The sequence below is a fragment of the Candidatus Flexifilum breve genome (genome assembly GCF_016713355.1).
In genome coordinates, this window is the sequence record NZ_JADJPI010000011.1 from 214,136 (window position 1) to 228,478 (window position 14,343).

Here is a 14,343-nt window from a genome sequence, read left to right on the forward strand (position 1 = left end):
ATTTCAACCGCAGTTTCTATTATAGGGAAGGCAGGCAGGCTCCGCCGCCGATTTTCGCGCAGCTATTTTCCTCCGCGCAGCTTGCGCCGGAGATCGTCAATCGGCGCGAGTTCGCCGCGTTCGTTGGTGTAGTACCAGCGTTCCCACCCGTTGCACGGCGCGCCCGTGATCAGCTTGGCGATCTGGTGAATTGAGCCGCGCCGATCTTTGTACTGCACCTTACCTTCCGGCTGGATGAAGCCGATGTACTCCTCGTCGCGGTCGAACACGAGCGTTTGCCCGAGACCGAGCAGCCCCTCATCGACGAGGCGGCTGAACGGCACGCGCGGCGCGTTGCGCCCTTCCGTATCCGGGGCGACGGCATCGGCTTCCGGCGTCACCGCCGCGATCCGATCGGTCGCCACGCGGATGTAGTCGGCTTCGCGCTCAATACCAATCCACTGGCGGCCTAAGCGCTGGGCGACCGCGCCCGTCGTCCCCGTGCCGAAAAACGGATCGAGCACGACGTCGCCCGGCTGCGACGAGGACAAAATCACCCGTTCAAGCAGCGCTTCCGGCTTCTGCGTCGAGTGCGCCTTCAAGCCGTTGACGCGAATCCGCTCCGCCCCGTTGCAAATCGGCAGGTGCCAGTCGCTGCGCATCTGCTTGCCGCCGTTCATGCGCTTCATCGTGTGATAGTTGAAGGTGTAGCGTGCTTTGGCGTCTTTCTTCGCCCAGATCAGCGTTTCGTGCGCGTTGGTGAAGCGCACCCCGCGAAAGTTCGGCGTGGGGTTGCTCTTGACCCACAGCAGGTCATTGATGATCCAGTAGCCCAAATCCATGAGGATCGCGCCGACGCGGTAGATATTGTGATACGACCCGATCACCCACAGCGTACCGCTCGGCTTGAGCACACGGCGGCACGCGCTCAACCAGGCGCGGGTGAAGGCGTCGTACTGCGCGAGGTCGACAAATTGATCCCACTCGTCGTCGACCGCATCGACTTTAGTCAGATTCGGGCGAAACAGGTCTTGTTGAAGCTGCATGTTATAAGGTGGATCGGCAAAGATCAGATCGACGCTGGCTTCGGGGAGCGTCGCCAGCACGTTCACACAGTCGCCCTGAATGATCTGGTTGAGCGGGAGCATCGGTCTTTCCTTAAGTACAACGAACAGGCGTCACGCCGGACGCCTGTTTATTATACCGTAGGGAGGGCTTACGGAAATTCCTGAAGCAACCGCTGATACTGTTCGAGGCTGAGCACCCGCCATTCGAGCGGGGCGCGCGGAAAAGCGGGATCGTCGAGCGCGCTGCGCACGCCGCTCAGCGAAATCTTCGATTCGGGCGATTGCCGAATGTAGAGCATCCCGAGCGGCAGCAGATAATCGGCTTGCGCCAGCGCGGCAGGTAAACCATCCGTCGCCGCGGATGCCCAGCGGTGCGGCTGCACGAAGAAACCATGCACCTCGCCTTCGCCGATCAATTGGTCGACGGGCGCGCCTTTGAAGATCAGCACCCGCGTCCCGTTCTGGATCTGGTCGCGCCACTGCTCATGTTCGGCCTGCGTGAAGGGAAGCGGCATGTGCTCCGTCCACTCGGGCGGCACCACTTTGAGCGCATACAGAATCATTGTCCGCCCTCCCACACCTCGACGAGCGCGTGATAGTCGGCTTCCGACAGCGAAATCCATTCGTCATCGGTGATGGCGAAACGCGCGCCGAGGATCGTCTGCATCTGGCTCAGGGGGATCGGCGTGGTCAGTGGGCGGGGGCGCGTCACTTCGAGCGGCACCCGGTAGTTGATGCCGTAGCTCGGCTGCGTTTCCGGCGTCGCGGGCGGGTTGTCCGGTGTACTGGTGACATTCAGGCCGCGTTCCGTGCGGGCAGCGGTCTCCGCGACCGGAGGTGCAAGCCGCGCGCCGGGCGGCGCGGTATCGACTTCGCGCACCTCGCCCACGAAGATGGCCTCGGCGACGATGGCGTCAACGGGCTCTTTCACATAGATCAGCGCGTGCGTGCCGCTGACAAAGGCGGCGTGGTCATGCAGCACGGTCGCTTTGTCGAGCGGCGCGCTGGTCTGATCCTGCCAATCGGGAGCGACTACGAGAATCCCATACGTCGTCATGCTTTGGCTCCTGTTCATTACAATTGATATAAACAGGATACCATAAAAAGATATGAACCACAGAGAACACAGAGAGCACTGAGGAGTCATTCATCAATTTCTCTGTGTTCTCCTTGTTCTCTGTGGTTAGATTTTCTTCACTCAATCAAACTTGAAGCGGAAGACGCCGAAGGTGAAGAATACGGCTGCCAAGCCCAGCAGCACGCCAATCGACGGCAGGACGGTGCTCAGGTTGCCGCCAAAGAACAGCAGCGACGTGTAACCGTCCATCGCCCAGGCAACCGGGGAGATGTGACCGAGCGTCTTCATAAACGCGGGGACGATCTCCAGCGACCACCACGCGCCGCCCAACGGCGCGAGCGTCAGCGTGAGGAACAGCGTGATCCCGTTGGCCTGCTGAATATTCTTGATCAGCGTGGTGAGCGCCAGCGTCAGCGCGGTGATGCACAGCACAAAGCTGATCATGATCAGGACCAGCGCCAGCAGGTCATTCCCGTACTGCACGCCGAGCACCGCCCCGAACGCGAACACGATCACATATTGGATCATGCCGACGATGAAGCGCGCCAGCAGTTTGCCGCCGAGAATTTGCGCACGGCTCACGGGCATGGTCGTCAGGCGCTGAAGCGTCCACTGCTTACGTTCGAGCAAAATGGCCGTCACCGCCGGGAAAATGGCGAACATCACGTACATCGACGCCATGCCGGGGACGGACTGCCCGAAGCCCTGCTGTGCCGCCGACGGCTGACTGTCGACGTAAGCGGTCGAATCAATTCGGTTGATGGTGATCGGGTTCGTCGCCCAAACTTCCGCAGCACGGGCGCGGACGTCCGCGCCAAAGGTCGGGTCATCGGCGAATTGCTCGGCATCCAGCGCAAGGGCGATATCGGTGCCGACCCGCGCCGCCGTCAGCGCGCCGCCGAGCTTCTGCGTGACCGACTGCACCGCCTGCAAAATGTAGCTCGGGGCGGCGGCGGTCTCATTCGAGCGGTAGATCACGCTGACGGTCTCCCCCGCGGCGATCTGACTCGCGAAGCCCGCCGGGATTTCAAGCTGTGCCAGCGTGACCTTGTCCTCCAGGCGCGTCTGCGCCAGTTCGGGCGTGAGTTCCGCCCCTTCCAGACGGCAGGCATCGGCTTCGGTCTGGTCCATCGGGCAGAGGACAACGTCCGTATACGTGGCACGGACTTGATTCAGGAAATCGGCGGAAAGGGCGCTCTGATCGGCGTCGAAGACATCGATCACGAGGGTGGGCGTGGTCTGCGCGCCGCCCATCGAGCCGCTCGCAATGCCAATCACATACGAGAGCACCAGCGGGATCACCACGAGGTTGATCCAGATGTCCTTCTCTTTGAAGATCAGGCGCAGGTCATTGCGGGCAATGTGCCAGAGTTTATTCATAGTCGAACCTCACACTTCCAGACGACGGTTGAAAATCGTCACGCCCGCAATGAAGAAGATCGCGCCGATCAGCGTCAGCATAATCAGGTTGATCTCGATGCCGCCCTGATTGAGCGCCAACTGGGTGAACGCATCCACGCCCCAGTAATTCGGCGTGATGACGCGCACCTGATTGAGCACGGGCACATTGTCGATGCTGAAAAAGGCGCCACCCAGCACTCCAAACAGCAAGCCGATCACACCACTGAGGATGTTCGCCTGTTCCGGCGTCTTGACCAGCGACACGACGAACGTGCCGATGCCGCCCGTCGCCAGCGCCACCGTGATCAGCGTGAGCGCTACTAAGAACAGATTGTCCCCCCAGATGAAGCGGAACTGCCCTTCGAGCAGGCTGCCGACCAGCGTCAAGGCGAGCGCGAGCAGCGCCACCTGCACCAAGCAGTTGAGGAACACGCCGATGAACTTGCCCACCAACAGCGTGAGGCGCGCCGTCGGCGAGACGAGCTGCCGTTGCAGCGTGCCGTCGCGCCGTTCTTCGAGCAGCCCGGTCGCGCTGCCAATGGCGGTGAACATCATGAAGAAGATGGCCTGCGCTGAACCGAACAGCACGAGCGGGTTGAAGCGCTGTGCCTCGCCCGTGACCGTCTGCTGTTCGATGCGCAGCGGGTTGTTGGCGGGGTCAAAGGCGGGCGTGAAATCCGGCGCGAACGTCCCGGTTGAACTCGCCAGGCCGAAGCGCAGCCCGAAGGCCGGGTCGCTTTGGGCGCGGGCGATCAATTCGTCGATGGTCGACTGAATCGTGATGTTGCCCGTGGCGATCGTGTTGGTGATGTTCTGGACGATCGCTTCCAGCACGCTCGCCGAGGTGGGGCGCGCGCTGCTGGCATAGAGTTCGATGGTCGTCGGCTGGATCGGGTCGTTCTGCCCGTAGCTGACCTGCGCGCTGAAATCGGCCGGGATGATGATCGCGGCGGCATACGTGCCATCGTCGACGCCCGCGCGCGCGGCGTCCGCATCCGTCAGTTCAACAGCATTGGTCAACTGGAACAGCACGTTGTCTTCGAGGGTTTCGGCGGAAGCATCAGCCGGCGGCACGAGCAGATCGACAATGATGTCGCCGTTATTGACCGCCTGTCCGTTCTGCTCGACCCCGGCGTCGAGATTGACGAGCGCGACCGGAATATCGCGAATCGGCGCATCGCTGCCGCCGCCAAAGAAACCGCTGAACGCCGTGCCGATGATCGTCGCCAGCGCCAGCGGCGTGACGACCATGATCAGCAGCAGGTTGCGGTCGGTGTACGTCGTGTACAGTTCTTTCCAGATTAACGCCAGAATTTTGCTCATTGTCGTCAATCCCGCAGCGCGCGGCCGGTCAGCGCGAGGAACACGGCTTCGAGGTCAGGCTCACGCACCGACACCGACACCACGTTGATCCCGGCCTCGTCGGCCATCTGGATGATCTGTGGGAGCGCCTTGCGCCCGCGCTTAGCCATGACCACGATCTCGCCCGAGCCGATTTCCAGCGAGTCGGTCACCGTGCCTTCGGGGATGTCGTGGCGTTGGTATTCCGCGGTGGTGACGCCGGGGATCTCCGCGGTGATTTTCCTGAGCAGCGTCTCCGGCACGAGCTGCGCGCCGACGTTGAAGATCAGGCGGTCTTCCTCACCGATCTTCTGGATCAACTCACCGACCGTGCCGACCGCAATGATCTCGCCGTGGTCGACAATCGCCACCCGGTCGCTGATCTCCTGCACTTCTTCCATCAGGTGTGACGTGTAGAGCACGGTCATGCCCATCTCTTGGCGCAGACGCAGCACCGTGTCGAGCACGCGGCGGCGGTTCTGCGGATCGATGCCGACGGTCGGCTCGTCCATGTAGATCAACTGCGGGCGATGCAGCAGCCCCACGCCGATGTTGACGCGGCGCTTCATGCCACCGGAAAACGTTTCGACCTTATCGTGCTGGCGGTCGGTCAGGTCGATGAAGTCGAGGACTTCGTCGACGCGCTTCTTGAGTTCCGCACCGCCGAGTCCGTACATCTTGCCGAAGAATTCGAGGTTTTGGCGCGCGCTGAGCGCGAGATAGAGCGCGATTTCCTGCGGCACCACGCCGAGCAGGTTCTTCGCTTGCAGCGGTTGTTTGGTGATCGAATAGCCGCCGATGGTAGCATCGCCGCGGGTGGGGGTGAGGAGGCCGCTGATCATCGAAATTGTGGTCGTTTTGCCCGCGCCGTTCGGCCCGAGCAGACTGAAGATTTCGCCTTTGCCAATGGTGAAGCTCACACCTTTGACGGCGAAGACGGTCTCGCCGTTCTGCCGCTTGAACGACTTAGCGAGATCGTTTACTTGGACCATATTCTGCTGCATAGCATACCCCTGAGACTATGTGAAGAATTTAACTTATATACGTTATATGACAGGCGAAAGTTGTGCCGGGTTGGGGGATAAAAAACAGAGGTTTGCACCTCTGCTGAAAGACATTCGGGGTTACGGGTGGTGCTAGTATTCGATGTAGCGTTTCCACGCTTCCGGGCCACTGCCTATGGCGATGACCAGATAGCTGGTGCGCGGCGTCTTGGGTTCCCACGCCAGCTTCATGGCCGCCTCATGCGGCAGGCGATCACCCTTGCGGTGGTTGCAGTGGTAGCACGCGCAGGCCGTGTTCGTCCACACGTCTTTGCCGCCGCGCGACTTGGGGATGATGTGATCGACCGTGAAATCGGTTTTGGAGAGCATTTTGCCCTTGATCATGCCGCCCGGCTGCACCTGACAATAGATGCAAGTGTAGTTATCCCGCACCAGCACCCCCCGCCGACTCCAGTGCGCCCGCCGCCGTGGTACATTGATGTAGGCTCGCAGCGCAATGACTGAAGGAATCGGGTACTTATCCCCGACCGTCCGCAAAAACTCCCCCGTCTGCTCGATAACCAGAGCTTTTTCTGCGAGCAGCAGATTGATCGCCCTGGGGATCGAGATCACAGACAGCGGCTCACACGTTCTTCCGTTGAGCAGCAGCACCCGCCCATGAACACCGCCAGACACGCTTCACCTCTAGCATCCGTGATTTTTTGCACAACACTTTCCATTATACACACATTGCCGAAACCCGCGTGAAACGGATTACAATCGTTCACACAGGTTTAAAATAGCCCACGCGAATGTTAAATATGAGGCACGCCTCACCTCGGTTTTAACACGCGCACACGTTTCCACCCCCGAATTTCGGAAGGGAGTCAGCAGCGTTCGCCCGCCAAAAGTGGTTTTCGTAGGGACGGCCTTCTGGCCATCCGCCGACCACGGATCCCCATCCTCGGCAATTTTGCGGTGGGCGGGAGAGGTGTTGGGACCCCCGGCCCTCCCCGATCGGGGAGGGAGACAACAAATCTGCCGACGGCAACGCGTCTAGGGCGCCCTGGCTGTCCGGGCGAAGCGCGTCCCTACATGTATCCGCCAACGGCGGGATCAAAACGAGGAACCCGCCAACACCCCCATGCCGCGCCAGGTTCCTCGCTTTGGACTTACCAGTACATCAGTGTTCCGGTCTTGCAGTACCCAGGTTGCTTGCTAACAATAAATCTCGCCCGGAAGGTCTTCACGTTTCAATTCGGTTATTCGGTAAGGTCGTGGGGCATCCCCGACCTTACGCTGAGAGCGATCGGTCGGTTAGCCGAAGGTGATGTAACCCGCTGGATTGTCTTTGTCACACATGTCGAACTAGCCTTTCTACCGATTCGCTCGTTCTGTACGTTCTAGAACAGCGACCACAACCGCGCCCAGAGCGGCGTCGAGCGCTTCTGGCTGGTCGGCTTAGTCTGCCGACTCTCACGTGCCAGTCTTTCCTGCGCTGCTTGACGTTCTAGGTCGCGCCGATGATTCTTCGACAACAGTACGTCTTTTTGACTAAAGTTCATGAGGTTGTTCCTCGTCGTTCGCTTGCTCATTCGTTGACTATGGTGCTCGTCGGACTTGCGTCCCCGATGTTTCGTGCCCGTTACGACGATTTGCGTACCAGGCTCAACCCCACTTCGCGCTGGCTGTTGTGCTCTTCGATCTCGTCCATCGTTTCGCGCGCCGTGTAGATGACTTCGCGCAGCCAGCCGATCAATTCCGCGTTGCTGAGTGTGGTGACGGCGCGGACATCCCCGTCGCTTGCGGCGCTGTGCAGCTCATCGAGCGCATCCAGAAGGGTCGAAAGCCGAGACTCGTTGTAGAGCAGTTGTAAATTGGGTTGAGGCGTCATTGGTACCTCTCCATTAGTTCGCAAATAAAAAGGGCGTGAGACTTTGCTTCACAGTCTCACGCCCTTTGCAGGAACCCTAGTATTTCGGGTGAGGGTAGTCTAGCCGAGGCTAGCTCCCTTCGCGTATGACTGTCCTGATTCTCCGTAACCCAGCGCGCTGACCGTGTTCCACACACGCACGCCAGCCGCAACCGCATCTAGGCCCTGATCCGCGAAACGCGCAGCAGACCCAATGCGATTAGGCAGAATCGTCCCCTGGAACCCAAGGGCTGGCATGGTGAAGGCGAAGGCACGCAGAATCATGGCTTAGGCACCCCGCTCGATGATGGTCCCGTTGAGCATGCCGAGGATGCTTTCGCCGGTGATGAACACACGGCGCATACCATTGGGCTTGCTCACGCGCAAATGCCCATTCTTCACCAACCGCTTGAGCGTGCTCAGGCTGATGCCGAGCGCTTCGGCGGCTTCTTGCCGGGAGTACACTGCTCCGGGTTCGATTCTAGGTTTGAGTGATGTAACCATCGATCCTCGCTTTCTCCACCGCCTCACGGCGGGGGACGCGCCAATACCGCTACTTAGCGGTGACGTTGACGCGAAATCTTGACATTCGGGTGTGCCTGTAGCATCCCGCTCTCAATCGTTCTGAACCGTTGACAACGCACGAAGGCTCTTCTGCCTAACATGCAAGCAACAGATTATCATGGATTATTCTGTATGTCAAGCAATCAGTTCCGAGTTTAAGCAACTGTAATGGCTCATATTGGGTCATAGGCGCAAAGATCAGTCCAAAGTCGGAGAGAACGCTCGCATTTTGCGGGGGTAATGCCACCCCACCCCTTAATCCCTCTCCTTTAGATTTAGGGAGGGACAGCTTTAACAATCGAGGGAATTGTAGGGACGCCCAACGGCGCGTCCGCCAATTTGGAGGAGTACCGGACGCGCCGTTGCGCGTCCCTACAAAACACGTTCTTCTCGTAGGGCAGCAATTCAGCGTCCGCCGTGTCCAACCCCACCCCTGGCCCTTCGCCGAATTCAGGGAGGGGAGGCAACATCACCCGTCAAGCAGGAATGGGTTTTCGTAGGGACGCAATTCATTGCGTCCGCCGCACCCGACCCCACCCCAACCCCACGTCGAATTCAGGGAGAGACGCCGACACCGCTTGGCAAACCGAATTTGTTGTCGTAGGGATGAGGCCTGCCTCGTCCTCATTTCCCCATATGACACTGACGGCGTCAGGGCATGAAGTGTTTCCACTTGCCTTCCGAGATCACGTCGACGCGGCCGTCGACGACTTGCAGCGCGGTCTCGTCGTCAATCGCGTACGCGGCATGCCCGATGCTGGTCGCCCAGCGTTCGGCATGCGCCAGCGTATTGTAGGGGAGCATTTCGTGATCCAGATGTGGGAAGATCGAAAAATCGACTACGCCTAACGCTTCGTCGCCGCCTGTGGGCGGCGTCCACTCGACGAAGTGCTGCCCAACGTTCGGAGTCATGATCATGCTCCCCGCGCTCAGTCCCACGTAGACGCCGTTCAGCGACGGCAAGAGGTCAGCCAGCCCGGACTGACGCATCCAGTAGGCCAGATACAGCGGATCGCCGCCATTGACCAGCAGCACGTCGGTCTGCTCGACCAAGGGAACCCAGAGGTCTTTGCTAAGGCTGGGCAGCGCGGTCAGTTCCAGCACGCCCAGCGATTTCCAGCCCAGTTCGCACATGGGACAGCGCGGTTCCTGTCCAGCGATGAACTGGTAGGCCATGATCGGCCCATTGCGGAGCGCATAGATTCCCGTGGGAATGCAGAGCGCACTGCACTCGGCAATGGGTTTGCCCAGCAGGTTGACCAGCGCGGTGTGGATACTGGCATTTTTGATACCCGCCGACGTGAGCAAAAGTTTCATGTTTCCTCTCCTTGCCAAGCAGCCAGCGTGCAGGCGACTGCACAAGCGCATATCACGTTATATATGCGGGTATGGGGATATTTCGCGCCGCGGCTCGATCTTGACAGCCCTGCCCAACCGTGCTCATAATACCTTTGAGAAGCGTTGATCAGGACAAGTACGCAGGTCAAGCAACTTAACAGGGAGCGGTCGCCGTAGACTGAGAGCGACGCAGGTTGTCCCCGCCGAAATTCCCCTGATCCGCATATCCCAAAAGCGGATATGCTCGCTGACGGGTGAACGATACGCACACGGCGTATCTGTGTAGTCCGCTCCGCACTGGCTGGCGTCACAGCGCAATGAAGCGGGTCGATCCGTAGGGATCGATCAAGCAGGGTGGTACCGCGGGAGATCCAACGCTCTCGTCCCTGAAGTCTGGGACGAGGGCGTTTTTTATTTGGGGAGTTAGCGATGCAAGAAAAGCTGCAAGCGACACATCTGGAAGCCTTGCAAGAACTGGGCGCGGTCAACGATAGCGATGCGCTGCGCGCGTGGGAACTGAAATATCTCGGCAAGAAGGGCGCGATCACCGAACTGGTGCGCAGCGTCGGGACGCTGCCGAAAGAGGAACGCGCCGACTTTGGCAAGCGCGCCAATGAGGTTAAAGGCGCGCTGGAAACGGCCTACGCGGATCGCGAAAAGCTGGTCAAGGAGCACGAACTGGCGCGCGATCTCGAACAGGGGCAAATCGACGTGACGCTGCCGGGGCGCGCGCATCCGGTCGGCGGGCTGCACCCGTCGACCACGACACTGCGCGAATTCTACGCCATCTGGGCGGAGATGGGCTTCCAGGTCTATCGCAGCCGTGATGTCGAGACGGACGAGATGAACTTCGAACTGCTTAACATTCCGGCGCACCACCCCGCCCGCGATATGTGGGATACGTTCCACACGACGACGCCGGGTGTGGTTTTGCGCACGCACACCTCGCCGGGGCAGATTCACGCCATGCGCGAGTTCGGCGAGAACGGCACGCAGCCGATCCGCGTGATTCTGCCGGGCATGTGCTACCGCTACGAGCAGGTGAGCGTCCGCAGCGAAATTCAGTTCCATCAGGTCGAAGGCGTGGCGATTGGCAAGCACATCCATCTGACCGACCTCAAGGGGACGATTGCCGAATTTGCGCGGCGCATGTTCGGGGCGGATAAAGATGTACGCTTCCGGTCGAGCTACTTCCCGTTCACGGAGCCAAGCATGGAAGTGGATGTCGAGTGTTTGCTGTGCGGCGGCAAGGGCTGCCAGATGTGCAAGTACAGCGGCTGGCTGGAGATCGCGGGCTGCGGCATGATGCATCCGGTCGTGCTGCGCAATGGCGGCTACGACCCGAGCGAGTGGAGCGGTTTCGCCTTCGGCATGGGGCCGGAGCGCATGATCAACCTGAAGTACGGCGTGAAAGACATCCGCTACTACTGGGGCAACGATCTGCGCTTCCTGGAGCAGTTCTAGCCCATGCCGCTGATCTACCCGCTGTGGATGGTGCTGGCGCGCTTCTGGCAGACGGTGCGTGCGCTGATCCGCAACCCGGAAACGCGCGGTCTGGTGTATCTGGTCGGGCTGATTCTGCTGGCCGGGACGCTGTTTTACCATTACGTCGAAGGCTGGCGCTGGCTCGATGCGCTGTACTTCAGCGTGATCACGCTCACGACGGTCGGCTACGGGGATTTCTCGCCCAAGACCGACGCGGGCAAGCTGTTCACGATTGTGTACATCTTTGTCGGGTTGGGCATCCTCGCCGGGTTCATCACGGCGGTCGCGCAGAACCAGCCGACGCTGCGGCTGTTCGGGCGCGGGAAAGATCGCGGCGGCGAAGATCGCCGCAGACAGAATGACAACTAACTTACCCCCACCCGGAGGGGGCAACGAACATTCTCCCCCCTCGCCTTAGGACAAGGGGTTGGGGAGAGGGAAGGGAGGATAAATCTCCCCTCCCTGAATTCGGGGACGGGGCGGGTGTCCCAAACGGACTTCACGCTATGGTACTGACACCGGTGTGCCAGGCTTTCGAACTGCCTCGTACTGTTCACTGCCTGAAAGGCTAAACACATGCTCGTACCCGTTTCGTGGTTGAAAGAATACGTCGATATCACCGTGCCAGTGGAAGCGCTGGCCGAACGCATGACCGTCGCCGGGATGGAAGTGGCGCACATTTACTACTACGGGCTGCCGCAGCAGTTCGTCGAAGGCGTGCGCCAGCCGGTGTCCGACCATCTGGTGTGGGATCGCGAGAAGATCGTGCTCGGCGCGATCCGCGAAGTCAAGCCGCACCCCAACGCCGACCGCCTCGTGATCGCGATGGTCGATTACGGCGGCGCGGAACTCGAACAGACGGTGACGGGCGCGCCCAACTTGTTCGAATATAAGGGCATCGGCCCGCTGGCGTCGCCGCTGTGGACGGGCTTCGCGCTGGAAGGCGCGGAAGTCTGGGACGGTCACAGCGAAGAGCTGAAGCGCATGATCCTCAAAGAGAAGCCTTTGCGCGGTATTCCGAACAAGTGCATGGTGTGCTCGGCGAAAGAACTCGGCCTGTCCGAGGAGCACGAGGGCATCATCATCATGCACGAGGATCCCGGTTTCCCGCCGGGGACGCCGCTGCAGGACGTGCTTGGCGATATCGTGCTGGAAGTCGAACTCACGCCGAACCTCGCCCGCGCTTACAGCATCCTCGGCATCGCGCGCGAAGTCGCCGCGCTGCTCGATCAACCGCTGCGCGAACCGTCGTATGACTTCGTGGCGGCGGGCGCGAGCATCGACGGGACGGCGGCGATTGAAATCCGCACGCCGGAACTGAACCCGCGCTTCACGTTCACGCTGCTGCGCGATACGATTGTCAAGCCGTCGCCAGAATGGCTGCAGCGCCGCTTGCAGCTCGTCGGCCAGCGCCCGATCAACAACATTGTCGACGTGACCAACTACATCATGTTCGAGATCGGCCAGCCGCTGCATGCCTACGACTACGATAAGCTGGTCGAACGCGCAGGCGGCAAGACGCCGACCATCATCACGCGGCTGCCAGAAGCGGGCGAAACGCTCGAAACGCTCGACGGGACAAAACGCAACCTCGACGCGCACAACATCCTCGTGTGCGACACGGCAGGCGTGATCGGCTTGGGCGGCATCATGGGCGGCGCGGACACCGAAATCAGCGACGCGACGCGCACCGTGCTGCTCGAAGCGGCGGCGTGGAACTTCATTAATATTCGCCGCAGCATGCAGACGCAGGGCATGCGGACGGAGGCGGGCGTCCGCTTCAGCCGCGGCGTGCATCCGAGCTGGGCACTGCGCGGGTCGTCGCGTGGCATTGAGCTGATGCGCCAGACGGGCGGCGGGCAGGTCGCGCAGGGCGTGATTGACGCCTACCCACTCCAGCCCGAACTGGTCGTCGTGCAGCTCCCGCTGACCGAGATTCGCCGCATCTCCGGCGTCGATTTCACGCTGGAACAATCGGCGACGATGCTCATGCGCGGCGGCTTCACCGTGCAGATCCACGCGGACAGCCTGAGCGTCGGCGTGCCGGATACGCGCATGGACATCGGGACGGGCATCGTCGGGCAAGCCGACCTGATCGAAGAAATCTGCCGCATCTACGGTTACGGCAACATCGCCAACACGATCATCGCCGATGCCATGCCGCCGCAGCGGTCCAACCCGTCGCTCACGCTCGAAGAAGCGACGCGCGATCTGCTGGTAGCGCTCGGCTTCCAGGAGATCATCAACTATCGCCTGACCGCGCCCGAACGTGAAGCCGCCCTCGTCCCGCCGACCGCGGAGTCGTCGCTGCCCGCGCAGCCCTACGTCGAACTCGCCAACCCGATTTCGCCGGATAAAGCGGTCATGCGCAAGTCGCTGCTGACCAACATCGTCGAGACGGCGGCGCTCAACAGCCGCTACCAGAAGCGCCAACTGCTGTTCGAGATCGGCAACATCTACCTCAAGCGCGAGGGCGAACTGCTGCCCGACGAGCCGCGCCGCCTGTCGCTGCTCATCACGGGCGTGCGCGAAGCGGCGACGTGGCAGGTCAAAGAGGCGACCAACTATGACTTCTACGACCTCAAGGGCATGGTCGAAAGCCTGCTCAGCGGGCTGCACGTCGACCGTGTGACCTTCGAGCGCGGCCAGCACACGACCTTCCATCCGGGGCGCTCGGCGCTGCTGCGCGTCAACGGCGTGGCGCTGGGGACGTTCGGCGAACTGCATCCGCTGGTCACAGCGCGCTTCGACCTGACCGCCGCGCCTGTCTTGCTGGCGGAGTTCGACCTCGACGCGCTGCTGGAATTCGCGCGGGCGATGTACCCGACCGCGCCGCTGCCGATCACGCCGCCGGTGCTGCAGGACATCGCGCTGATCGTTCCAGCGCAGACGAGCGCTGCTGATGTGGAGCGCGTGATCGTGAAGGCGGGCGGCGATCTGCTCAAGGACGTGCGCCTGTTCGACGTGTACGAAGGTGATCCAATCCCGGAAGGCTTCAAGAGCCTCGCCTACAGCCTGACCTATCAGACCGACGAAAAGACGCTCACCGACCGCGAAGTCGCGAAGGTGCAGGAGAAGATCGTCAAGCTGACGGGCTTCGAACTCGGCGCGAAGCTGCGCAGCTAAAACTTAAAAACCTGAACTACAAGCATTGAACCGCAGAGACCGCGGAGAGCGCAGAGCAGAGATTCAGAG

The 14,343-nt window shown here is 60.9% G+C and carries 14 protein-coding genes; 3 read left to right on the plus strand and 11 right to left on the minus strand.

What is annotated here, in order from left to right; genetic code table 11:
• Nucleotides 1-62: 62 nt before the first annotated feature.
• The 11 genes from IPK17_RS12710 to IPK17_RS12760 form a co-directional block, all read right to left on the minus strand.
• Nucleotides 63-1,127, minus strand: a complete 1,065-nt coding sequence (locus tag IPK17_RS12710) for a site-specific DNA-methyltransferase (protein WP_343418062.1) — start codon at nucleotides 1,125-1,127, stop codon at nucleotides 63-65.
• A 68-nt stretch (nucleotides 1,128-1,195) separates the two neighbouring features.
• Nucleotides 1,196-1,609, minus strand: coding sequence for a hypothetical protein (locus IPK17_RS12715; protein ID WP_343418063.1), 414 nt, complete (start codon nucleotides 1,607-1,609; stop codon nucleotides 1,196-1,198).
• Nucleotides 1,606-2,103, minus strand: coding sequence for a hypothetical protein (locus IPK17_RS12720; RefSeq protein ID WP_343418064.1), 498 nt, complete (start codon nucleotides 2,101-2,103; stop codon nucleotides 1,606-1,608). The genes IPK17_RS12715 and IPK17_RS12720 overlap by 4 nt, the downstream gene beginning before the upstream one ends.
• A gap of 141 nt (nucleotides 2,104-2,244) precedes the next feature.
• The gene (locus IPK17_RS12725; protein WP_343418065.1) at nucleotides 2,245-3,504 is read right to left on the minus strand and encodes an ABC transporter permease; all 1,260 of its coding nucleotides are present in this window, start codon (nucleotides 3,502-3,504) and stop codon (nucleotides 2,245-2,247) included.
• A gap of 9 nt (nucleotides 3,505-3,513) precedes the next feature.
• Nucleotides 3,514-4,848, minus strand: a complete 1,335-nt coding sequence (locus tag IPK17_RS12730) for an ABC transporter permease (RefSeq protein ID WP_343418066.1) — start codon at nucleotides 4,846-4,848, stop codon at nucleotides 3,514-3,516.
• A gap of 5 nt (nucleotides 4,849-4,853) precedes the next feature.
• The gene (locus IPK17_RS12735; RefSeq protein WP_343418067.1) at nucleotides 4,854-5,858 is read right to left on the minus strand and encodes an ABC transporter ATP-binding protein; all 1,005 of its coding nucleotides are present in this window, start codon (nucleotides 5,856-5,858) and stop codon (nucleotides 4,854-4,856) included.
• A gap of 144 nt (nucleotides 5,859-6,002) precedes the next feature.
• The gene (locus IPK17_RS12740; protein ID WP_343418068.1) at nucleotides 6,003-6,545 is read right to left on the minus strand and encodes an HNH endonuclease; all 543 of its coding nucleotides are present in this window, start codon (nucleotides 6,543-6,545) and stop codon (nucleotides 6,003-6,005) included.
• 707 nt (nucleotides 6,546-7,252) lie between these two features.
• Nucleotides 7,253-7,414: a hypothetical protein gene (locus IPK17_RS12745; RefSeq protein WP_343418069.1), complete on the minus strand. Its 162-nt coding sequence runs from the start codon at nucleotides 7,412-7,414 to the stop codon at nucleotides 7,253-7,255.
• 80 nt (nucleotides 7,415-7,494) lie between these two features.
• Complete coding sequence (locus tag IPK17_RS12750) at nucleotides 7,495-7,743, minus strand: hypothetical protein (RefSeq protein WP_343418070.1); 249 nt, start codon at nucleotides 7,741-7,743, stop codon at nucleotides 7,495-7,497.
• 306 nt (nucleotides 7,744-8,049) lie between these two features.
• Entirely contained in the window at nucleotides 8,050-8,265 is a 216-nt protein-coding gene (locus tag IPK17_RS12755) for a helix-turn-helix domain-containing protein (protein WP_343418071.1), read from the minus strand.
• Nucleotides 8,266-8,976: 711 nt separating this feature from the next.
• Nucleotides 8,977-9,642 (minus strand): Type 1 glutamine amidotransferase-like domain-containing protein, encoded by a 666-nt coding sequence (locus tag IPK17_RS12760; RefSeq protein WP_343418072.1) that lies wholly within the window; start codon nucleotides 9,640-9,642, stop codon nucleotides 8,977-8,979.
• Between the two features lie 450 nt (nucleotides 9,643-10,092).
• Between IPK17_RS12760 and IPK17_RS12765 the strand changes: the two genes are divergently transcribed.
• The 3 genes from IPK17_RS12765 to pheT all read left to right on the plus strand — a co-directional run bounded on the left by IPK17_RS12765 (nucleotide 10,093) and on the right by pheT (nucleotide 14,274).
• Nucleotides 10,093-11,127, plus strand: coding sequence for a phenylalanine--tRNA ligase subunit alpha (locus tag IPK17_RS12765; RefSeq protein ID WP_343418073.1), 1,035 nt, complete (start codon nucleotides 10,093-10,095; stop codon nucleotides 11,125-11,127).
• Between the two features lie 3 nt (nucleotides 11,128-11,130).
• Nucleotides 11,131-11,517 (plus strand): potassium channel family protein, encoded by a 387-nt coding sequence (locus tag IPK17_RS12770; RefSeq protein ID WP_343418074.1) that lies wholly within the window; start codon nucleotides 11,131-11,133, stop codon nucleotides 11,515-11,517.
• A 207-nt stretch (nucleotides 11,518-11,724) separates the two neighbouring features.
• Entirely contained in the window at nucleotides 11,725-14,274 is a 2,550-nt protein-coding gene (pheT, locus tag IPK17_RS12775) for a phenylalanine--tRNA ligase subunit beta (RefSeq protein WP_343418075.1), read from the plus strand.
• Nucleotides 14,275-14,343: the final 69 nt, after the last annotated feature.

Bases quoted from the DNA above. Each gene is read 5' to 3' on its own strand.
- IPK17_RS12710 (WP_343418062.1), bottom strand. From the start codon at position 1,127: ATGCTCCCGCTCAACCAGATCATTCAGGGCGACTGTGTGAACGTGCTG.
- IPK17_RS12715 (WP_343418063.1), bottom strand. From the start codon at position 1,609: ATGATTCTGTATGCGCTCAAAGTGGTGCCGCCCGAGTGGACGGAGCAC.
- IPK17_RS12720 (WP_343418064.1), bottom strand. From the start codon at position 2,103: ATGACGACGTATGGGATTCTCGTAGTCGCTCCCGATTGGCAGGATCAG.
- IPK17_RS12725 (WP_343418065.1), bottom strand. From the start codon at position 3,504: ATGAATAAACTCTGGCACATTGCCCGCAATGACCTGCGCCTGATCTTC.
- IPK17_RS12730 (WP_343418066.1), bottom strand. From the start codon at position 4,848: ATGAGCAAAATTCTGGCGTTAATCTGGAAAGAACTGTACACGACGTAC.
- IPK17_RS12735 (WP_343418067.1), bottom strand. From the start codon at position 5,858: ATGGTCCAAGTAAACGATCTCGCTAAGTCGTTCAAGCGGCAGAACGGC.
- IPK17_RS12745 (WP_343418069.1), bottom strand. From the start codon at position 7,414: ATGAACTTTAGTCAAAAAGACGTACTGTTGTCGAAGAATCATCGGCGC.
- IPK17_RS12750 (WP_343418070.1), bottom strand. From the start codon at position 7,743: ATGACGCCTCAACCCAATTTACAACTGCTCTACAACGAGTCTCGGCTT.
- IPK17_RS12755 (WP_343418071.1), bottom strand. From the start codon at position 8,265: ATGGTTACATCACTCAAACCTAGAATCGAACCCGGAGCAGTGTACTCC.
- IPK17_RS12760 (WP_343418072.1), bottom strand. From the start codon at position 9,642: ATGAAACTTTTGCTCACGTCGGCGGGTATCAAAAATGCCAGTATCCAC.
- IPK17_RS12765 (WP_343418073.1), top strand. From the start codon at position 10,093: ATGCAAGAAAAGCTGCAAGCGACACATCTGGAAGCCTTGCAAGAACTG.
- IPK17_RS12770 (WP_343418074.1), top strand. From the start codon at position 11,131: ATGCCGCTGATCTACCCGCTGTGGATGGTGCTGGCGCGCTTCTGGCAG.
- pheT (WP_343418075.1), top strand. From the start codon at position 11,725: ATGCTCGTACCCGTTTCGTGGTTGAAAGAATACGTCGATATCACCGTG.